The 18907-nt window shown below is 63.3% G+C and carries 21 protein-coding genes and 1 pseudogene; 12 read left to right on the forward strand and 10 right to left on the reverse strand.

The window, feature by feature from the left end; translation table 11 throughout:
• Nucleotides 1-129: 129 nt before the first annotated feature.
• Entirely contained in the window at nt 130-1083 is a 954-nt protein-coding gene (locus AC07OX_RS00275) for a quinone oxidoreductase family protein (RefSeq protein WP_495262976.1), read from the reverse strand.
• 786 nt (nt 1084-1869) lie between these two features.
• Between AC07OX_RS00275 and AC07OX_RS00280 the strand changes: the two genes are divergently transcribed.
• From AC07OX_RS00280 to AC07OX_RS00320, 9 genes and pseudogenes are all read left to right on the forward strand, one after another.
• Entirely contained in the window at nt 1870-2289 is a 420-nt protein-coding gene (locus AC07OX_RS00280; RefSeq protein ID WP_495262975.1) for a hypothetical protein, read from the forward strand.
• Between the two features lie 271 nt (nt 2290-2560).
• Nucleotides 2561-3163: a hypothetical protein gene (locus tag AC07OX_RS00285; RefSeq protein WP_157754977.1), complete on the forward strand. Its 603-nt coding sequence runs from the start codon at nt 2561-2563 to the stop codon at nt 3161-3163.
• A gap of 230 nt (nt 3164-3393) precedes the next feature.
• Nucleotides 3394-3519: pseudogene (locus AC07OX_RS00290) on the forward strand (helix-turn-helix domain-containing protein); the annotation flags it as partial.
• Between the two features lie 18 nt (nt 3520-3537).
• The gene (locus tag AC07OX_RS00295) at nt 3538-4227 is read left to right on the forward strand and encodes a LysR substrate-binding domain-containing protein (protein WP_495262974.1); all 690 of its coding nucleotides are present in this window, start codon (nt 3538-3540) and stop codon (nt 4225-4227) included.
• 353 nt (nt 4228-4580) lie between these two features.
• Nucleotides 4581-4886 (forward strand): hypothetical protein, encoded by a 306-nt coding sequence (locus AC07OX_RS00300; protein ID WP_495262973.1) that lies wholly within the window; start codon nt 4581-4583, stop codon nt 4884-4886.
• A 538-nt stretch (nt 4887-5424) separates the two neighbouring features.
• Complete coding sequence (locus tag AC07OX_RS00305; RefSeq protein WP_495262972.1) at nt 5425-5862, forward strand: hypothetical protein; 438 nt, start codon at nt 5425-5427, stop codon at nt 5860-5862.
• A 385-nt stretch (nt 5863-6247) separates the two neighbouring features.
• Nucleotides 6248-6652 (forward strand): cysteine peptidase family C39 domain-containing protein, encoded by a 405-nt coding sequence (locus AC07OX_RS00310; protein WP_495262971.1) that lies wholly within the window; start codon nt 6248-6250, stop codon nt 6650-6652.
• A gap of 229 nt (nt 6653-6881) precedes the next feature.
• Nucleotides 6882-7250, forward strand: coding sequence for a hypothetical protein (locus tag AC07OX_RS00315; protein ID WP_495262970.1), 369 nt, complete (start codon nt 6882-6884; stop codon nt 7248-7250).
• Between the two features lie 115 nt (nt 7251-7365).
• On the forward strand, nt 7366-7680 hold the full coding sequence (locus AC07OX_RS00320; protein ID WP_495262969.1) for a hypothetical protein: 315 nt from the start codon (nt 7366-7368) through the stop codon (nt 7678-7680).
• 18 nt (nt 7681-7698) lie between these two features.
• On the opposite strand, the gene AC07OX_RS00325 is transcribed toward AC07OX_RS00320, so the two are convergent.
• Nucleotides 7699-7917, reverse strand: coding sequence for a hypothetical protein (locus AC07OX_RS00325; RefSeq protein ID WP_495262968.1), 219 nt, complete (start codon nt 7915-7917; stop codon nt 7699-7701).
• Between the two features lie 86 nt (nt 7918-8003).
• On the reverse strand, nt 8004-8264 hold the full coding sequence (locus AC07OX_RS00330) for a hypothetical protein (protein ID WP_495262967.1): 261 nt from the start codon (nt 8262-8264) through the stop codon (nt 8004-8006).
• A 227-nt stretch (nt 8265-8491) separates the two neighbouring features.
• Between AC07OX_RS00330 and AC07OX_RS00335 the strand changes: the two genes are divergently transcribed.
• Nucleotides 8492-10279: a lactonase family protein gene (locus AC07OX_RS00335; protein WP_495262966.1), complete on the forward strand. Its 1788-nt coding sequence runs from the start codon at nt 8492-8494 to the stop codon at nt 10277-10279.
• Between the two features lie 327 nt (nt 10280-10606).
• Here the strand turns inward: AC07OX_RS00335 and AC07OX_RS00340 are convergent, their stop codons facing one another.
• A complete protein-coding gene (locus AC07OX_RS00340; RefSeq protein WP_495262965.1) occupies nt 10607-11728 on the reverse strand; it encodes a tyrosine-type recombinase/integrase in 1122 nt (373 codons plus the stop codon).
• A 99-nt stretch (nt 11729-11827) separates the two neighbouring features.
• Here AC07OX_RS00340 and AC07OX_RS00345 point away from each other — a divergent pair, with 99 nt between their 5' ends.
• Nucleotides 11828-12793 carry a DNA-binding protein gene (locus AC07OX_RS00345; protein WP_495262964.1) on the forward strand — a complete coding sequence of 322 codons (966 nt, stop codon included), beginning with the start codon at nt 11828-11830 and terminating at the stop codon, nt 12791-12793.
• A 376-nt stretch (nt 12794-13169) separates the two neighbouring features.
• Here AC07OX_RS00345 and AC07OX_RS00350 read toward each other — a convergent pair whose 3' ends face one another.
• The 6 genes from AC07OX_RS00350 to mltG all read right to left on the reverse strand — a co-directional run bounded on the left by AC07OX_RS00350 (nt 13170) and on the right by mltG (nt 17831).
• Entirely contained in the window at nt 13170-13850 is a 681-nt protein-coding gene (locus tag AC07OX_RS00350; protein ID WP_495262963.1) for an ankyrin repeat domain-containing protein, read from the reverse strand.
• A complete protein-coding gene (locus tag AC07OX_RS00355) occupies nt 13847-14653 on the reverse strand; it encodes a TatD family hydrolase (RefSeq protein WP_492696194.1) in 807 nt (268 codons plus the stop codon). The genes AC07OX_RS00350 and AC07OX_RS00355 overlap by 4 nt, the downstream gene beginning before the upstream one ends.
• Nucleotides 14654-14738: 85 nt before the next feature.
• Nucleotides 14739-15125: a PilZ domain-containing protein gene (locus AC07OX_RS00360; protein WP_307638204.1), complete on the reverse strand. Its 387-nt coding sequence runs from the start codon at nt 15123-15125 to the stop codon at nt 14739-14741.
• Nucleotides 15122-16144, reverse strand: coding sequence for a DNA polymerase III delta subunit-related protein (locus tag AC07OX_RS00365; RefSeq protein ID WP_095745274.1), 1023 nt, complete (start codon nt 16142-16144; stop codon nt 15122-15124). The genes AC07OX_RS00360 and AC07OX_RS00365 overlap by 4 nt, the downstream gene beginning before the upstream one ends.
• Nucleotides 16141-16812 carry a dTMP kinase gene (gene tmk / locus AC07OX_RS00370; RefSeq protein ID WP_495262962.1) on the reverse strand — a complete coding sequence of 224 codons (672 nt, stop codon included), beginning with the start codon at nt 16810-16812 and terminating at the stop codon, nt 16141-16143. Before tmk ends, AC07OX_RS00365 begins: the two co-directional genes overlap by 4 nt.
• Nucleotides 16809-17831 (reverse strand): endolytic transglycosylase MltG, encoded by a 1023-nt coding sequence (mltG, locus tag AC07OX_RS00375; RefSeq protein WP_495262961.1) that lies wholly within the window; start codon nt 17829-17831, stop codon nt 16809-16811. Before mltG ends, tmk begins: the two co-directional genes overlap by 4 nt.
• Nucleotides 17832-17969: 138 nt before the next feature.
• On the opposite strand from mltG, the gene ygfZ reads away from it, so the two are divergent.
• Complete coding sequence (gene ygfZ, locus AC07OX_RS00380) at nt 17970-18896, forward strand: CAF17-like 4Fe-4S cluster assembly/insertion protein YgfZ (RefSeq protein ID WP_070060618.1); 927 nt, start codon at nt 17970-17972, stop codon at nt 18894-18896.
• The last annotated feature ends 11 nt before the right edge of the window (nt 18897-18907 follow it).

Consider the following 18907-nt stretch of genomic DNA (forward strand, 5'->3'; position numbering starts at 1 on the left):
TGGGGCGCTGGGTGGAGGAGGGCGGTCGATGCTTCCGCCCTTCGTGCCCGCCGGCTTCAAGGACGCAAAAAGCCCGCCAGTGCTGCTGGCGGGCTTTCTTTCATACGGAAGCGCCGAAGGCGCGTCGGGTTACGGCACCAGGATGGCCGACCCCGAGCGGCTGCGGGCTGCGATGTCCGCGTGCGCAGTGGCCGCAGCCGACAACGGATAGTGCGTGACCTCGATCTGGCCGAAGACGCCGGCACGCAGCGCATCGAACACCGCGCGTGTCGCTTGTTCGCGCGCTTCGCCTTGCAGATGCTGTGCCATCGGGCCGCCGAGCACCTTCACATCCCGGGCCGCGAGCGAGGGCGCGTCGATCTCGGGTGCCCCGGAGGCGGCGCCGATGTTGACGATCGTTCCGCCGTCGCGAACGCTCGCTTGCGAGGCCGCGAAGGTGGCTTTTCCGACGAACTCGTAGACGACGTCGACGCCCTGGGGTGCGATCTTTCGGATCTGCCCCGCGAGGTCGGCGTCACTGGAAACCAGCGCGTGGTGCATGTCGGCGCGCAGGGCATCGCGCTTGCCGGCGCCCGCGGTGCCGATGACCGTGGCACCCCGGGCCTTGGCCCAGCGTGCGAGCAGCAAGCCGACGCTGCTGGACGCACCCTGCACCAGGATCGTCTCGCCGGCCTGCAGGCGGTGGAACCCGTTCATTGCGGTCCATGCCGTCAGGCCCTTGGTCAGCACGGTGGCCGCCTGTTCGGTCGTGACGTCCTCGGGCAGCTTCACCAGCGCCTCGGCGTCGATCAGCCGGTCGGCCGCATAGCTGCCCGGCGCCAGGAAATAGGCCACGCGATCGCCCGCGGCAAACGTCTCGACGCCGGGGCCGACAGCCTCGACCACGCCAGCACCCTCGACGCCCGGCACCGACGGCAACGCCACCGGATAGATGCCCTGGCGGAAGATCGTGTCGATGAAGTTGACGCCGATGGCGTCGTGGCGCAGGCGCACCTGGCCGGGACCGGGCGCTCCGACGCTGCGGTCTTCCACCTGCAGGACTTCGGGGCCGCCGTAGGTGTGGAAACGGATGACTGTGCTCATGATGGGCTCTCTTCTGGACGGTAGGGGGTTGAGATGGTTGTCAGCAGGGCGCCAACGTCGGCGATCTGCATGTCCGAAGAGTAGGGGCGCTCCATCTATCGGAACAGCCTGTTTTTCTAGATGGTTCCTATCTGAAAGGCAGATGAGTCAGTGCCCACGCATAGGCGATGAGGTCGATGTCATTCCAGTAATCGATGCGATTGCCGGCCGTGCCTCAGCGATCCGAGAAGGCGCTGCAGCGCCGGCCCAAGGCGTCATCGTTGCTGTGATCGGGAAGGAGTTTGTGGCGGATGGCGCCGAGCGGCAATGGCTGTCGGAGGTCGCAAATCGATGGCTGCTTTAGACTGCGAGCTGTATTTCAGTCACGACGTCTGACCGTCGTCTTTGGGCCCAAAAGAGACGTCCCCGAGCTTCGATGTCTATGGTGATCCAAATGGCATTCCATCGGGGACCGGTTCATTCATGACGCATCAGCGCATCGTCCTTTCATTGTTGAGCGTCGTCCTGTCCGCCCCGGCTGCTTGTCTGGCCCAGCTGAAGCTCGTACGACCCGTCGATAGCGGACCTCCGCCTGCCACGACGCTGGATTTGTCTGCGCCCCTGGGCTCTAGAGCGAATCCAGTACGGTCGGCCGGACCGATAGGAGAGCGTGACTACCTGCTGCGACTGCGTTGCCCAGAAGGCGATGCGCCGACTTTCGAGCGCCGGGGCAGCCTCGGACCTGGGCCGTACGGCAACACTCTGGACGACTACACCGTCTCATGCGCGTCCGGACGTAGGACCAACGTGATCCTGGATATGTACCACCGGCACCGCGAGTTAGGTGCCGCGCCAGGTTTCACCGTGCTGCCGGAGCATCCGGCTCGCCTGGCTAAGGGGTGTCCCCCCGAAGTGCCGGGAGTTGCGCCCAGCCAGTACGTCTTCAACACACTCGAGGTCGAACGCTCGGCCCGTGCCATCAGCTTGAGCAAAAATCTGAACGGCATCGGTGTCCGAGACAGTGCCTTGACCCGATTCGTTGTTGGTACGGACGGTCAAGTCGACCCGGGCACGATCCAGTTTCCCTATCCACCGGTCGCCCCCGCGCTGGACGCAGCCATCAGAGAGCAGTTGGCGGGTGCGCGCTTTGAGCCGGCGGTGCATGCGGGCGACTGCGCCGTCCCGCAGAGTGTTGAGTTGCGGTTCACGTCTACCGCGTCAAAGTAATCCCTAGGGGCGACGATGATGTGGTCTAGCAATTCACGGGCCCCGAAGGCGCTCTGCTATGTAAGGGCCAAGACCCGCTCGGGGGGGGCGCAGTGTTGGGCTCAGAGCGGCGTGGGCTCCATTGCGTCAACAGCCCGTGCGGCAAAAGCATCTCGCGCACCGCACTAGATGATCGAGGTGGGAGAGTACATTCACCTGGAAGGGGAAGCCGCTGCCACGCTTGATTGGCGAAGCGCCGCATTTGAGAACGAACTTGAGGACGGAGGAAGCAATGAGAAAAGGGGTCTACTTTGTATTCGCTGCATTGGTGATGTCTGGATGTGCAGCTCGCGATCCCAATCTACGGACAGTTCAAGGCGAATCAATTCAACTTGCCCAGAAGCTAATGTTCTCAGCGATCGCTGGCGGCGGGCCCGACGCAGTGAACTATCACGCGTTGCTTCCGGGAAAATATACAGTTAAATACGAAGACCTCCGCTACAGGTACTTCCTCGCTTCCGGTCCGCTGATGGTCCTGGGGGCCTCGAAGCTCCCAAATGGATCAATCGAAGAACCTCTTGCATATGGCGGGTTCTGCGTCGCGATGGCTGCTGAGACTTCGCCGCAAACGCAACTCTTCTACTTGCCAAACCAGAGAATCAATAGGGTTGTGATCGATGGCGTTGTGCAAGATAGTGTGCTCAACAGGCCTGCTGGCATCGGACTTCCTCAGGCCGTAGTTGGCGCAGCTATTGGAGGGGCGATTGCTGAAGCGTTGATTGCAAATGGTGCAGTTGGTTCTGGTGGCAAGAATGGACAGCCGATCTTCGTGCCTAAACGTGAAGTGGCTGCTGAGACAGAGGCGATCTTGAGCGCCGTTAAGTCGCAGAGATAGTCGTGCGACATGCGACCAGGACATGGCGTACTCTCACAAACCACCGCGCGCGGCCTTAAGCGGACCTTCGTGGCTGGCCCACAACAAGGCAGCGGTGAGCGAGTGCGCACTGGCTGAGGTGGCAATGACAATCGTGCCCAGGACCGGCTACCGTCCGGGATACCAAAGGGTTGGCCTGATGCTGGTATTGCGGACGATGTTCTTGGCGTGGCTGTTTTCACGAGGAGCGCAACTTCAGGCGCACCGCCGAGCGGCTGGCCATCACGCAGCCCCCCCCGTCGCGGCAGATCGCAGAGCTGGAGGCTGAACTGGGCCTGCAACTACTCGAGCGCAATACGCACGGCGTGCGGCTGACCAGCGCCGGAGAGCTGGCCATGCGCAGCTTCGCGGAGCTGATGCACAGTTTCGATGCGACGCTCGAGCATGTGGCCCAGTCCGCAAACAAGCTGCCGCGTCTTCGCCTGGGCGTTCTGAACTGGGTTCACTTGAACCGACTGTCCGCAATGGAACGGAGCTTGGTGGAATCGGGGCATGCGAGCGGGATCGACGTACAAACGACAACGACGATTGCCGCAGCCTCGGCCCTGCGGCGCAATGAGCTGGATGCCGCCATCGTGCTCTGGCCGGCTTCGATGTACCGCCTGCGTGGCGACCTGGTCGATGAGGTCCCCCTCATGGCCTTCGTTCCTGCGAGGTCGGATCTCGCGCGCCAGCGGCGCATTGCGGTGCGGGACCTGCAGTCCCTGCCGCCATTCTTCCGCTTCAGTCGCAGCGTCAACGCACGCATGTACGACGAGTTCACGCGCGAGTACACGGCGCATGGCTTTCGGCCGAAGGCCGAGGCGCCAGCACCCGATCCGTTGCATGTCTTCGCCAAGATCGGCGCCGGCCGTGGCTGCACCTGCCTGCCTGCGCCCTTTGCGTTGCATCGCTACGCGGGCGTACAGCCCATGCCGCTGCGGGAGCGGATCATGGTGCCGCTGGTGGTACTGACTGCGTCGCGCGTGACGCAGGAGTTGCACAACGCCCTGGTCAAGGGCGCGACGCGGATGCTCAGCGGGTGAACGGCATCGTTGTGGGTGGCGCAAACGTCGAAGGTGCTGATGCTCCCCCGGGCCTTCCCGAAGGCATCATCCCTTCCGCGATCGACACGGCCGCCAACTTTGGTCATCGGGGCGCGCGGCAGCGACGCGCGAGCCTCCACTTGCATTGCCCCGACTCATGGCCGGTGGAGCCGCACAGGGATCCATCTGGCTCTTGCTGCGGACATACACGCGCTGCTCCTGTAGCTCGTCACATTACGGCGTGTACATCCCTTATTTGGAGGATGACAAACGCGACAGGCCTTATCACTATCTTGAGGAGTCCCGCTGCGGGAGCTACGGCGCTCACCAACAACAATGAGGAGATCCTCGCCATGCGTGCCCTTGTCAATTCACGGCGACTTCTTCCGCTCGCACTCATCGACATCGCCAGCGCGTTCCATGTTCCTGCCGTCGCGCAAAGCGGCTCCATTGGGGGCGGCAACCTCTACCCCGATGGCCCGCCCGCCTTGGAAGAGCAATCCGCTGCCGTCAGCTACAGCTCCAAGTCATCCGCGTGCGCTCAAGCTAAGTCGTCGGCCGCTGAGTACGCGAAGCGAAAGCCCAACATGAAGGACATGAGCCTGGGCACTTGCGACTGCTCGTCCACCAGGAAGGCACTTTGGCTACCGCAGCAGTAGGCCCAATATCTCAGGGAAACAGGGCAGAGCGTTGGCTCCTCCACACCTGTTGACGCTCACGAATGCACCGTAACCGTCCGAATATCTCTTAGGTGATTGCTTCGAAACTAAAAATCCTTGAATCACTTCAAAGAAACTTAACCCCCCAATTGAAATGATGAAAAAGACGCTGTTGATTTTCTTGTGAGGGTGATCTTAAAATTCTATTAATCAAGGAAATGTATGCATAAAAAATTTCTCCTGGCAGCGCTCTTGGCAATTGGCTCTGCAGCATATGCAGACCGTTGCAAAGATATCAAGCAAGACTGCTATCGCGTCTATGAGCAGGAGCGAGCGGCCTGCCGAGGCGATTCCATCTGCATAAAGCGCTCGCAAGAAAAATTTGAATCCTGTCGAGCTCAATGCTAAAACTGCGCAGCCCTTTTTTTATGGTGCGTGGAAATCTCGAGGGGCTTTGAAAATTGATTGACAATGAAATTAATCTTTAGATTCATTTTTTGTCGTGAAGTCGATTTAATAAAAATTACGGTCAAAAATCATGAGCGCATCTAGAGCAGGTAAAAAATGGAGAATACTAGCCATTCTTGTGGCAAGCGCGCTGTGCGGAATGGCTAGCGCCTTCGGTCCAAATAATCAATTGAAACTGAAGTGTTCAGGAGAGCGAAGCGATGGCAGCAAGACTCACATATTTCTGACCATGGGCGGAGGATTTGAAATTAGAAACAAGTCCAACGAATTGGTTTATGAAATTCAAAAAGATAATGGTTTTGGAACACCTGGGGAGTACAGTCAGGACTACAGTATTTTTGATGAAAGAATAATTTTTCATAGCACATTAATTAGAAATAAGAGAATGTACACAAGAGGGGAGATAAATCGAAAGACAGGCCGCATGAAAATTGAAACCACGGAGCTGAATACCAATTTCAACGGCGTATGTGAGGTTGGGGATTACGTCCCAAACACAAAATTCTGATGCACATGGCTTGTCATTCACGGCACATTGCACATAGATGACCTCGGGCGGGCTCTAGGCGTCTCGCGGCAGTAGAGTCCCCTGCGGATCTGCATAGACGAGAACAACCGAGTCGAATAGCTCCGGAAATATGAGGCATGGGGCACTCGTGAACAGGGCGGTCGTTCACATCGATCTTGTAACCGTCACCAATTTGCCATTGAGTTTCCGCATCTCCGTCGCAAAACTGTCATGGTTCGTCCATTTCCCCGAAGTATCTTGATGTTTCAGAAGAACATTCGAGGGATTTCAGATGGGCGTCGGAGGGATGGTCGTGCAACAGCACGGAGAAGTTGGCGTGTCGCCGCAAGAGGTCCTTGGGGGGGGCGTTGCGAACCCTTCTCTCATGGCCCTGTGCACTGTCGCTCGCTTCCACCAGATTGCAGCCGACGCGTCACTGCTTTCGCATCAACTGGGCCTGACGCCCTCCGAGCCGATCGATACCGCCACGCTGCTGCGCGCAGCCAAGCACCTGGGCCTCAAGGCCAAGTCTTCCCGTACCACGACTGATCGCCTGCGGGTGCCGTCGGCGCGGCGCTTCCTGCACGGCGCCCTCGTGGTGTGGTCCATTCCGCCCGACCGTGTTCGGCTGCTGTCGAACAGTACACAACCGGCAAACTCATCTTGTGTGAGTCTCTCGAGGGCCGGGCTTGGTGCTGATGAGGGGTACGTCACAAGGATCCACCTCCTCGCATCGCAGGCGAGCGACTTCAACTGCGGCCATCAATTCGCACGTCACTGCAGGGTTTGACTGCCCGCCCTTTGCAATTCGATTGATGTCTTGCAGGACGGCTTCAACAGCAGTCTCCCAAGCCGCCCAGGCCTGCTGAATCGACTTGCTCGTCGTAGCGGGGATCTTTGCCATGCAGCGATGGTGGCACTTCCTGGTCTCACGCTCTGTGCGCTACCCCACATAAGGACCGGACGCGCACCAGTTCCAGAGAGTCCAGGGCAAGCAGAAGCACTGGAACACGCATGCGATGCGCATCGTGCATCTCCAGCAGGTGGTCGAGAAGGTTGCCCGCCAGCACCCGCAGTTCATCGTTCGCGTCCGCTCCTGCTACGAGGCGGCGGCAGTGCTCAAGGGCCTCACGGGTGGCTGGCGAGTGCATGGCACAAAAATAACAAAAAGCTCGGGAGCGGCATGCAAACAAATCCGAGCGGCAGCATGGATGTTAGCGCCGGTACAGATTTTTGCCGTGCCGGCCCAGCGCCAAGCCGGGCGTCAGGCGTTCAAGATGTGTTTGCCGGACGCCTACCGACATCGAAGCGGTTCACTGGCGAGATCGTGCGCTCTCGGGAATGGGTACTATCGCCGCAGTGCTGACGTTGCCGGTATCCGCGCTTGACCGACGGTTCGGGTTGAAAGCTCTGCGCTTCTCCGGTTGGCGTCGCAGCTTCGCCGGAACGCCGCTGACCATCGGAGTTCGGCCACTACAGCACTACGCCCGCTAGGAGCGAAAAATGGACAGAGAAGACACACTGGTCTTGCTAGACGCGAGTTTGCAACCCATCTTCGAGGAGCAATTCGAGCAATCGGCCCGAATCACCTCCCTGCGCTTCTTGCTTGAAGATCTGTTCGCGGACATGTACTCGAATAGGCTGCCCGAGTTCACCGCGCGCATGGATCGCATCCTCGAGTTGACACGCATGGCCTCGGTGAATGGTGGCCCCGCGAGTGCAGAGCACTTGAGTGAGATGAAGGTGCGCGTCGCGACACATCTCGAGCGGTTCCGAAGCGAGACTGAGCGAAAAATAGTGGCACGAACTTCGGGATAGACGCTCTCGAAAGAGTGCCTAGTCGTCGAAGGCGGGTTTGTCGCAAGCTAAAAGAAGCGCATCCAGAACCGCATCTCTCGCGGCTTCGTCGGCATTGTCTCGACAGGCAGCGCATATATGGATTTCGGTCCCCTCCGCCGAGACAATTTGGACGATCCCCTCCCATGCACCACCCGATTTTCGTTGCCGGGATGTCGGGAAATACAAGGCGTTGCCGCCACGGACGACGTCGAACATGCGAGCAGCGTAGTCCAGAACTTCTGCCGGTTCAACAACGGGGCAGTTGCGGCGGTCGCACAGAGAATTTCAGAAGAGCCCAAACTTCAATGCTGGGCTCTAACGCCCATTCCTCGGATTTTCCAGTCGATATCAGCTTCCACGCAGACATCGGCGTTTCCGAGTCCGACGGCGATCTCGATCACGAGGCAGCTGTCTTCCAGACGCAATGCCAGCGCCATGCCCTCGCGAAACATGGCGTGATCGTCGGTCAGCAGAACGGTGGGCAGGGAGCCGTTCGATTTTTCTGAGTATTGGACTTTAGTCCAATGCGCATGGAAAACATCCTCCCTAGGATCGCCTTCCATTCAGGTCCTTCCTCCCAGAGGTCTTCATGTTTCGGCAGACTCCCACTCATTCCAACGCCCCTGAGCGCTCACTTTTTCTTCAACGATCTGCGCGTGGACTTCTTCTCTCCGGACTGTTGATCGTCCTGGTGGCGTGCGGTGGCGGCGGTTCGGGCGGGACGACCGCACTGCCAATCGTGCCGCCCATCGTGCAGGGGCCACCTCCCGTTCAGCCCGAGCCACCTGTGGTGCGCTACACCGTCGGCGGCCGCATCGAAGGGCTGGTCGGCAGCGGTCTCGTGCTCCAGAACAATGCTGGCGACGATCTCACGGTCGCCGCCGATGGGGCCTTCCGTTTCACCACAGCCTTGGCCAGCGGCGCGGCTTACGCGGTGAGGGTGAAGACGGAGCCCACGGGGCCTTCCCAGATCTGTAGCGTCAACTTCGGAAGCGGCACGATCAAGGACGTGGCCATCGACAGCGTGGCGGTCGTCTGCGCCACCACCAGCTATGCGATCAGCGGAAAGGTCGTGGGCCTTGTCGGTGCAGGGCTGGTGCTGCAGAACAACTCGGGGGACGATCTGACGATCGCAGCCGATGGCGCCTTCCGATTTGCTGCGCCTGTCGCCAGCGGTGCGAAGTACGCGGCAACGGTGAAGACGCAGCCCACGAATCCCGCCCAGACCTGTACGGTCGACAACGCGAGTGCGACGGTGGCCGACGTCGACATAACGAATGTCGCCGTTCGGTGTTCGACCAACAGCTACACGATCGGTGGCGTCGTCACCGGGTTGATGGGACGCGGGTTGGTCTTGCAGAACAACGCGGGGGACGATCTCGCCATCGACATTTCGGCCCCGGGCACTTTCAGCTTCGCCACACCCGTCATCAGCGGAGGGACCTACAACGTGACGGTGAAGGCTCAGCCGCAGTTCCTGAGTCAGACCTGCACCGTCGGCAACGCGAGCGGCCCTGTGACGACGACGTCGGTGACATCCATCGCAGTGAATTGCGTGACCACGCCATCCGCGCTGGCACCGGCACGCTTCGCGTACGTGGCCAATCAGAACTCCAACAGCGTGTCGGCCTATGCGGTCGGCAACGACGGTACCCTCAGCCCCACCTCGTCATTCGCCGCGGAACGCCAGCCTTTCTTCGTCGGAAGCGATCCCACGGGTCGATTCGCCTACACGGCGAACTGGGGTGCACCCTCGGTGTCGGCCTATGTCATCGACGCCGGCACCGGGGCGCTGACGCCAGTGCCTGGATCACCTTTTTCGAGCGGGGGACACCCCGTCGCCGGGGCTTTCGACCCCAAGGGTCGATTCTTCTACATGGTCAACATCGATATGCGCTCGATCGCCGCTTATCGCATCGATGCGAGCACGGGCGCTTTGACGCAGCTATCTGGATCGCCCTTTGCGACAGGGCGTGGACCTCAAGGCATTGCCATCGATCCGCTCGGTCGGTTCGCGTATGTGACGGCTGCTGGAGATTCGATGTGGGCCTATGCCATCGATGCGAACACAGGGGCACTGATCGAAGTACCTGGATCACCTTTCGCCGCGGGAGCCCTCCCTGTCAAGGCGGCCGTGGACCCTACAGGTCGTTTCGTCTACGCGACGAATCTCGATGGTGACAACGTGTCGGCCTATCGGATCGACGGCAATACCGGTGCGCTGACACCTGTCGATGGCTCTCCGTTTGCCGCCGGCGTCAATCCAGCCGGCGTGGCAATCGATCCGGCGGGTCGATATGCCTACGTTGCGAATCGTGGTTCCAACAGTGTCTCGACATACGCCATCAACCGCGTCAGCGGTGCGCTGAGCCCGATCGGAGCTCCGATTGCGACCACGGGCCTTGGGCCCTTCCCGATAGCCATCGATCCATCAGGTCGATTCGTCTACACGGGAAACCAGAACTCCGATTCGCTGTCGGCCTACGCGATCGATGCCGACACGGGCGCCTTGACGCCCATGAGAGTGCCGACGATCGCGACAGGACTCGCTCCGACTTCTATCGCGTTCACGAAGTAGCTATCGCTCATCGATGGACGCCTTGCCGGGAGTTCGAGAGTCTGCCGTCGGTCACCCTGAATCGGGCCATGGCCGAGAAGATGTCCAAGTCGATGAGATCACCGGTTGCGCGGCCTCGAATACGCGCTCTGGTTGAAGGACCCCCTGTCGCTGTACGGGAGCAACGCACAGCTCGCGCCAGGCTATGAGGATCCGCGTGGAGAAGCGGCCAGAACAGTCAAGGCGCTGTAGCCGATTTTTTGAGCTGCGACATCACCGCGGGTGAATGGCGGGGAGTTCGCCCGAGCGTCGCCAGGACTTGTTGCGCGGCGCGGCCTGCCAGCCAGCTCATGCTTCTTTGGTGTCGTAAAGCCGGGCAATGCCGCTGGCGAGGCTGGCTTCGGCTCGGAAATAGCTCACGACACTGGCGACGCTCTGATGGCCGGTCATGGCCATGGTTTCGGCCAGCGGCATGTTCTGCCGGCCGGCCTCGGTCACGAAGCCTGAGCGCAGTGAGTGCGCGGAGAACTCTCCCTCGATGCCCGCCAACAGGCAGCGTTCCCTGACGATGTTGCGCACCGCCGCGGCGCTGAGCGCCTCACCGACGTGGCCACCCTTGCGCACGCGCCGGAAGAGGGCACCGGCGGTCAAGCCGCTGGCCGCAAGCCAGGCGTCCATCGCCGCAGCGGCCGCGCCCACCAGGGGTTTGGTGTCCTGCGGGCGCTGCGCGCCGCTCTGGTTCGTTTTGGAATGGGTCAGTGTGTAGAGGTAGGCGCCCGGGGCGACACGCCGCAGGTTGTGCATCGTGGCCGCCGCGACCTCGGAGCGGCGTCGCCCGCCCGTGGCCCAGGCGAACAGGAGGAGGGCGCGATCGCGCACGCCGCGCAACGAGCGATCGCAGGTCGAAAGGAGGGCGTCCAGCGGCTCTCGGGTCAGGGCCTGCTGCTTGTGCGGCGTGACGCCTCGGCGGGCATACGCGCGGCGCGTCTTGGCCAGCAGTTCACGCACAGCTTCGTCGGCGCACGGGTTGGCCGCGCCGGTGAGCTGATGCGCCTTGGACAGGACCGAGATGCGGTGCACCACGGTGCTCAGCGCTGGCGTACCGAGTCTGGCCTTGTAGCCGCCGTCGACCAACGCGCGGTCGACCGATTCGGGCATGGCCGCGCATAGCCCCTCGGCGGTGGTGCGATCAGCGTGATCGACGATGAAGCGAATCACCGCGGCTACCGGCACGGGCAACTCCAGCGGCCGATCATAGGTCGCGGAAAACCAGGCCGCCCAATAGCGCATGGCGCTGCGATATGAGGCGCGCGTGTTGGGCGATTCGCCTTCGCGCAGCAGATCGCGCGCGGCCTGCTCGGCCATGGCACTCAGCAGCGCGGGATCGCGGCTTGAACGATGTCGCAGGCCGGTGTGACCGGGGTCATCGGGCTGCGAGGTCACCGTGTAGTGGTCAGGGTCGTCTTCCATATCAAGTCATATATACACATATGATGTCTAACATAAAATCCCGATAAATCCCGATAACATTCAATTATCGTTGGTAAATTCTAGGACCGGAGCAGGGCGATGGAAAGCAAAAGTGGGAGAGGCATTCAAGAAGCAGATGTGTGGTCTGCGGCGGACCAATTGCTGGCCGAAGGTCAGCGCCCGACGATTGAACGGGTCCGACAGAAAATCGGACGCGGCTCACCCAATACCGTCAGCCCGATGCTGGAGCGCTGGTTTGCCACGCTGGGCAAGCGGCTTGACCATGGATCCGGCAAGAATCTGCCAGCGGACGCGGAGGATGAGGGAGTGCCCCTAGTGGTCATGCAGGCGGCACAGACGCTCTGGAATCTCGCGCGCGAGGATGCGGCCAAAACGCAGATACTGCAGGCGGAGTCCTTGCGCAAGGAAGCCGAAGAGCGGGCCACCTCGCTGGATGCCAGACAGGCAGAGTTGGCACAGAAGGAAGCCGCGCTCGAGCACACACGCAACGACCTAGAAAGCGCCCTTGCTTCAGCCCGACAGGCCCTCGACTCCAGCCAGGCACAACTGGAAGTCGCGACACGCGGGCGCCACGAGACCGAGGTGCGGGCAAGACAGCTCGAACAATCGCTCGAGCAGGCGCAAGCCTCCCAGGAACGGCAGCGCCTCGAATTCACTGCACAGCAAGCGACGTGGAACGCGACGGCGCGTCAAAGCGAGCAGGTGAATGCCGAGCGCGAAAAGAGATTGCTGCTGGAAGTCGACCGTGAGCGTGTGTCCGCGCGTCAGGCCAACGGGGAGTTGCTCAAGGAGCGCAAACTTCGGGAGCGGACCGAAGAATCTCTCAACGAGGCCACACGAAATCTGGCGTCGATGCGCAGCGAGCTCGTTCTCATTCAAGTTACGCAGGGGCATTCGCAGGACGACATCCGGGCACTGCAGGAGCGCCGTGATGAGCTTCTGAAGCGCCTATCCAGTGAAGAGCAGGCCCACCAAGCCACCCGTGCGTTGCTCAGCGCCGCCTTGGCACCAAGGTCGAAGGGCAAGCGTTCCGTGGGCTCCTAGGCCATGCCAGATGCGGTTTTCAACCCAAAGCCGAAGCGCAAGCGCCGCGCCTGTCCCGCCTTTGCAGTCACGGAATCTGCGCCTGTCCCGTGTTTGTGGTCCGAGAGTCCTTAGTTTTTGGTCAAGGAATCAGCAGAATTTGGTCGCCGCAGGGGTAGGACGCTTGATTGGCGACAAGGACTTAGCGCCGGAACCTGAGAAAGCAGTAGACCAAGGATTAAGTCGCGAACACATTTGTGAAAAATCCGCGAACACATTTCTGAAAATAGACGTTCACCGCGGCAAGCGTTCCATACGCACACAAATCATTTTACATAATGCACATTGTGTTGATTTCAGATGGGCCATCCCAGCCGCATTCAACCCATCCAGCCGCTCACCACTTCCCATCGTTCGGCACCGCCTTCACCCCATTCGCCTTCGCATCCCCAGCAGCCTTGATCAGCTCCGCAGACTCCGCCCGGTTGGCCTTCACTGCAAAGTCGACCGCAGTCATGCCGAGCTGGTTCTTCATCGCCGTATCCGCGCCTTCAGCCAGCAGCAGCTTCACGGCGTCGTTCGATCCGTACATCGCGGCCATCATCAGCGGCGTGGTGCCGTTGGGCGACTGGGCGTCGATGAAGGCGTGGTTCTCGAGCAGCAGCTTCATGATCGACAGTTGCCCGCTGCTGGCGGCGTAATGCAGCGGTGCCCAGCCGGTCTTGTTGACGGCGGCGTCGCGTTTGAGCAGTTGCACCACCAGGTCCTGCTGGCCCTTGATCGACGCCAGCATGAGCGGCGTTTCGTCCTTGGCGTTGGCCAGGTCGACGTTGAGCTGCGGCGACTCCATCAGCACCTGGATGACCTTCGGCGACGGCTCGCGCAACGCGAGCATCAAGCCGGTCTGGCCGTGTTCGTCGCGCGTGTTCGGGTCGAAACCGCGGTTCAGCAGGGTGCGCACACCGCTGGCGTTGTCGCCGCGCACGGCGCGGAAAAAGTCTTCGAACGACCCGGCATGTGCTGCAAAAGATGCAGCCATGACAACAAGATATACCGACTTCTTAAAGTAGTTTTTCATGATTTGACTTCCCTGAACAAAGCTTCGAAGTTGTCGCTTGTCGCCTTGGCGATGTCCTCTACGGGCATTTGTCGCAGTTCGGCGATCTGTTGCGCCACGAAGGGCACGTACGACGGGTTGTTGGTCTTGCCGCGGTACGGCACGGGCGCCAGGTAGGGGCTGTCGGTCTCGATCAGCATGCGGTCCAGCGGCACGAAGGCCGCCACGTCGCGCAGGTCCTGGGCTTTCTTGAAGGTCAGGATGCCCGAAAAGGAGATGTAGAAACCCAGGTCGAGCGCGGCGCGTGCCACCTCGGCGGTTTCGGTGAAGCAATGGAACACGCCGCCGGCCGCCCTGCCCGCGCCGTCTTCGCCCTCCTCCTTGAGGATGGCCAGCGTGTCGGCCGAGGCGTCGCGGGTGTGGATGATGAGCGGCTTGCGGGTCTGTTGCGCGGCGCGGATGTGCACGCGGAAGCGGTCACGCTGCCACTCCATGTCGGCGATGCTCCGCCCGCCCTTGCGTTCTTCCATCTGGTAGTAGTCGAGGCCGGTTTCGCCGATGGCCACGACACGCGGGCGCGCCGACAGGCGCACCAGCTCTTCCACGGTGGGCTCGGCGATGTCCTCGTTGTCGGGGTGCACGCCCACGCTGGCCCAGAAGTTGTCGTAGCTGGCGGCCAGCGCCTGCACATCGTCGAATTCCTCGAGCTTGGTGCAGATGCACAGCGCCCGGTCGACCTTGGCGGCGGCCATGGCGGCGCGGATCTGGGGCATCTGGTCCGCGAATTCGGGGAAGGTCAGGTGGCAGTGGGAGTCGGTGAACATCGGAAAGGATGAAGTGCGGCGCGCCTGTGGGAGATCGCGCCGTGTCCGGAGTTCCGCGTCACGGGGACGGCGGCGGAGAAAGAACTCAGATGGTCTGGGTCGGGCGGTCGGAGGCCATGGAGCCACCGAGCGCAGCTTCGATGCGCGCCTTCAGCTGGCGCGACTTCTCGTCCGAGGGAAAGCGCACACCGACGCCCGGCGCCCGGTTGCCGGCGGCGCGGGCCGGCGTGATCCAGGCGACCTTGCCAGCCACCGGATAGCGCTGCGGGTCTTCGGGCAGCGTGAGCAGCACGTAGACGTCGTCGCCCAGCCGGTATTCGCGCGTGGTCGGAATGAAGATGCCGCCCTCGGCAAACAGCGGGATGTAGGCCGCGTAGAGCGCGCCCTTTTCCTTGATGGCGAGCTGGATGACGCTCGGCCGGGCGGGCGTGGCAGACAAAGCGGCAGCGGCGGGAGCGACAGGTTGGTTCATGGGCGGCGAGCGGCAGAGTTTAGGGTGCTTCGCGCCTCGCTCACAAGCGCTTCGAGCATGAGGCCGGCGTTGAACGGGTGCTCGGCGGTCCGCGCGGCGGCGGCGAGCGACTTCGACCAGCGCGCCAGCGCCAGCTTGTGCGGGGCCGGCGGCAGGTCGGCCGCGTCGAAGAAACGGGGTTCGGCGCCGTGGCCGACGGCCATGAGGTCGTGGCAGAGCTTTTGCAGCGAGACGACGGCCTGGGCCGGCGCCTGGTCGGCCAGCGCGCCCACATCGCCACGCGACACGGCCTTGGGCAGCAGCGACCATGCCTTGGGCGACTGGCCCGAGCGCGCCAGCCGCAGCGCATCGCTGGGCCGTCCGCCCGCGGCACGCAGCAGTTGCGCGGCGTCGGCGGCGGGCACGTCCTGCGCCGCCAGCCAGGCCTCGGCCTCGGCGGTTTCGGGCCACGGCAGCGTGAAGCCCAGGCAGCGGCTGCGGATGGTCGGCAGCAGCTGCCACGCAGCCTCGCTGGCGAGTACGAAGCGCACGTCGCCGACGGGCTCCTCGAGCGTCTTGAGCAGCGCGTTGGCCGTGATGGTGTTCATGCGCTCGGCCGGATACACGAGCACGACCTTGCCGCGGCCGCGCGCGCTGGTGCGCTGGGCAAAGCCGACGGCGTCGCGCATGGCTTCGACCCGGATCTCGCGGCTGGCCTTGCGCTTCTTGTCGTCGATGTCGGACTGAGCCTTTTCGTCGAGCGGCCAGCCCAGCTCCTGCATCGCGACCTCGGGCATCAGCACGCACAGGTCGGCGTGGGTGCGGACCTCGATGGCGTGGCAGCTCGCGCAGTGGCCGCAGGCGGCACCGCCCTCCTCCACCGGCTGTTCGCACAGCCAGGCGGCGGCGAGCGCCAGCGCGAGTTCGTACTGGCCGATGCCCGACGGGCCTTGCAGCAGCCAGGCATGGCCGCGCTGGCGCAGCAGTTCGGCCAAGGGCTGGCGCAGCCACGGGGTCAGCGTGTTCACCGGCTCGCTCATCGCGCGGCTCCCTGCACCGGCGACAGCACACCACGCGCCACCAGCGCCGTGTCGATCTGTTGCCAGACCTGGTCGCGGGCCTGGCTCGCGTCGATGCGCACGAAGCGCGACGCATCGGCAGCGGCGCGGGCCGCATAGCCCTGCGCCACGCGGCGGAAGAACTCGACGGGCTGAGCCTCGAACTTGTCGGGCACGCGCGCGCCGGCCAGGCGCTGGGCGGCGATTTCGGGGGCGAGGTCGAACCACACGGTCACTTGGGGTTGCAGCAGTTGCGAAGCCGGCAGACCGGCCTGGCCCGCCTGCACCCACTGTTCGAGGGTCGCCAGCACGGCGGTGTCGAAGCCGCGCCCCGCGCCCTGGTAGGCAAAGGTGGCGTCGGTGAAACGGTCGCACAGCACGACCTCTCCACGCGCCAGCGCCGGTTCGATGACCTGGGCGATGTGGTCGCAGCGCGCCGCAAACACCAGCAGTGATTCGGTCAGCGGGTTCATCGGCTGCTCGAGCACCAGCCCGCGCAGCGTCTCGGCCAGCGGCGTGCCGCCGGGTTCGCGCGTGCGCACCACGGTGCGGCCCTGCGCCTTGAAGCGGGCTTCCAGCGCGTCGAGGTGGCTCGACTTGCCCGCGCCGTCGATGCCTTCCAGCGTCAGAAACAGACCGGTGTCGCTCATTGGGTCGCCTTGGGTTGAGGGCTGCCGCCGCCTCGCTGATAGCGGTTGACCGCGCGGTTGTGGTCGTCGAGCGAGCTGCTGAACTGGCTCGTGCCATCGCCGCGCGAGACGAAGTACAGCGACTTGCTCTGCGCCGGCTGCACGGCCGCCAGCAGCGCGGCCTTGCCGGGCATGGCGATCGGCGTGGGCGGCAGGCCGCCGCGGGTGTAGGTGTTCCAGGGCGTGTCGGTCTGCAGGTCGCGCTTGCGCAGGTTGCCGTCGAAGGCGGTGCCCATGCCGTAGATCACGGTCGGGTCGGTCTGCAGCGGCATGCCGATGCGCAGCCGGTTGGTGAAGACGGCGGCAATCTCCGCGCGGTCGTTGGCCTTGCCTGTCTCCTTTTCGACAATGCTGGCCAGAATAAGCGCCTCGTCGGCCGATTTGAGCGGCAAATCGGCCGCGCGTGCCGCCCAGGCGGCCTCGAGCTTCTTGTCCATGGCCCGCATCGCGCGCTGCAGCAGCGCGATGTCGGTCGAGCCCTTCGAGTAGGTGTAGGTGTCCGGGAAGAAGCGGCCTTCGGGGTGCAGGCCCGGCTTGCCCAGCGCGGCCATCAGCGCGTCTTCGCTCATGCCCACGCTTTCGGGCTTGAGCTGTTCGGCCTTGGCGAGCGCGGCGCGCACCTGGCGGATGTTCCAGCCTTCGACCAGCACCACGCTGCGCGTGGCTTCCTCGCCGCGCACCAGGACGTTGAGCAGCAGCTTGGGCGTGACACCGCGTTCCAGTTCGTAACTGCCGGCGCGCATCTGGCGGTCTTGCCCCGAGACGCGGAACCACAGGTACAGCAGCTGAGGCTGCACGTCGACACCGGTGTCGGCCACGGCCTGCGCGATGCCGCGCGGCGTGGTGCCGGGCTCCACCGACAGGTCGACGCTGGGCGTCGGCAACTTGAGCGGCTGGTGCACCCACCAGAGACCGGCGCCGCCGAGCGCCAGGATGGCCAGGGCCACGAGCAGGAAGAGCGTGAGGAAGAAGCTGCGCACGAATCCGAGGAAAAGACGGAGGAAGAAAAAGGGCCTGCCAGACGATGGACACAGGCCCGCGGGAACGGCCGGCCCCGTCACTGCGACGGGGAATCCCTGCCGCCCCGAAGGAACAGGCACGGCCATGATAATTCAGCGATGACCACAGTCGTTCTCAACGGGGTGAGCACCCTGCCCCACCTCGGCGTGATCCGCGCCGAAGGCCCCGATGCCGCCAGCTTTCTGCACGGCCAGCTCACGCAGGATTTCTCTCTGCTCGGCGCCACCGAAGCCCGCTTGGCGGCGCTTTGCACGGCCAAGGGCCGCGTGATCGCCAGCTTCATCGGCATCCGCCCGCAGCCCGAACTCATCCTGCTGGTGTGCAGCCGCGACATCCTGGCGGCCACGCTCAAGCGCCTGTCGATGTACGTGCTGCGCGCCAAGGTCAAGCTGACCGACGCCACCGAGCAGTTCGCGCTGCACGGCGTGGCCGGCACCGCCCTGACCGCCAACGGCCTCGATGCGGCCCTGCCGCCCGGTCGCCGCACGGCCATCGGCGAAGACATCAGCGTGGTGTCGCTGTACCCGGCCGACGGCGTGCCGCGCGCGCTGTGGATCGCGCCGGCCGACCAGAAGGCGCCCGTGGGCCCCACGCTCGACGCCGCGCTGTGGCCCTGGAGCGAGGTGCGCAGCGGCATCGTCACGCTGACCACGCCGGTGATCGAGGCCTTCGTGCCGCAGATGATCAATTACGAGTCGGTGGGCGGCGTGAACTTCAAGAAGGGCTGCTACCCCGGCCAGGAAATCGTGGCGCGCAGCCAGTTCCGCGGCACGCTCAAGCGCCGCACCTACCTCGCGCAGACCGACGCCCCGCTGGCCGCGGGCCAGGAAGTGTTCGCAGCCAACGACGCCGAACAGCCCGTGGGCACCGTGGCGCAGGCCGCGCCCGCACCCGACGGCGGCTGGTCGGCGCTCATCTCCATCCAGATCGCCGCGCTCGAGGCCGGCGGCCTGCACGCGGGGGCGCCCGGCGGACCGGCGCTGTCGGTGGAGCCGCTGCCCTATCCGCTGCTCGAAGACATCTGATTTCCCCTGCG

This window comes from Variovorax sp. GW821-FHT09D07, assembly GCF_059416345.1.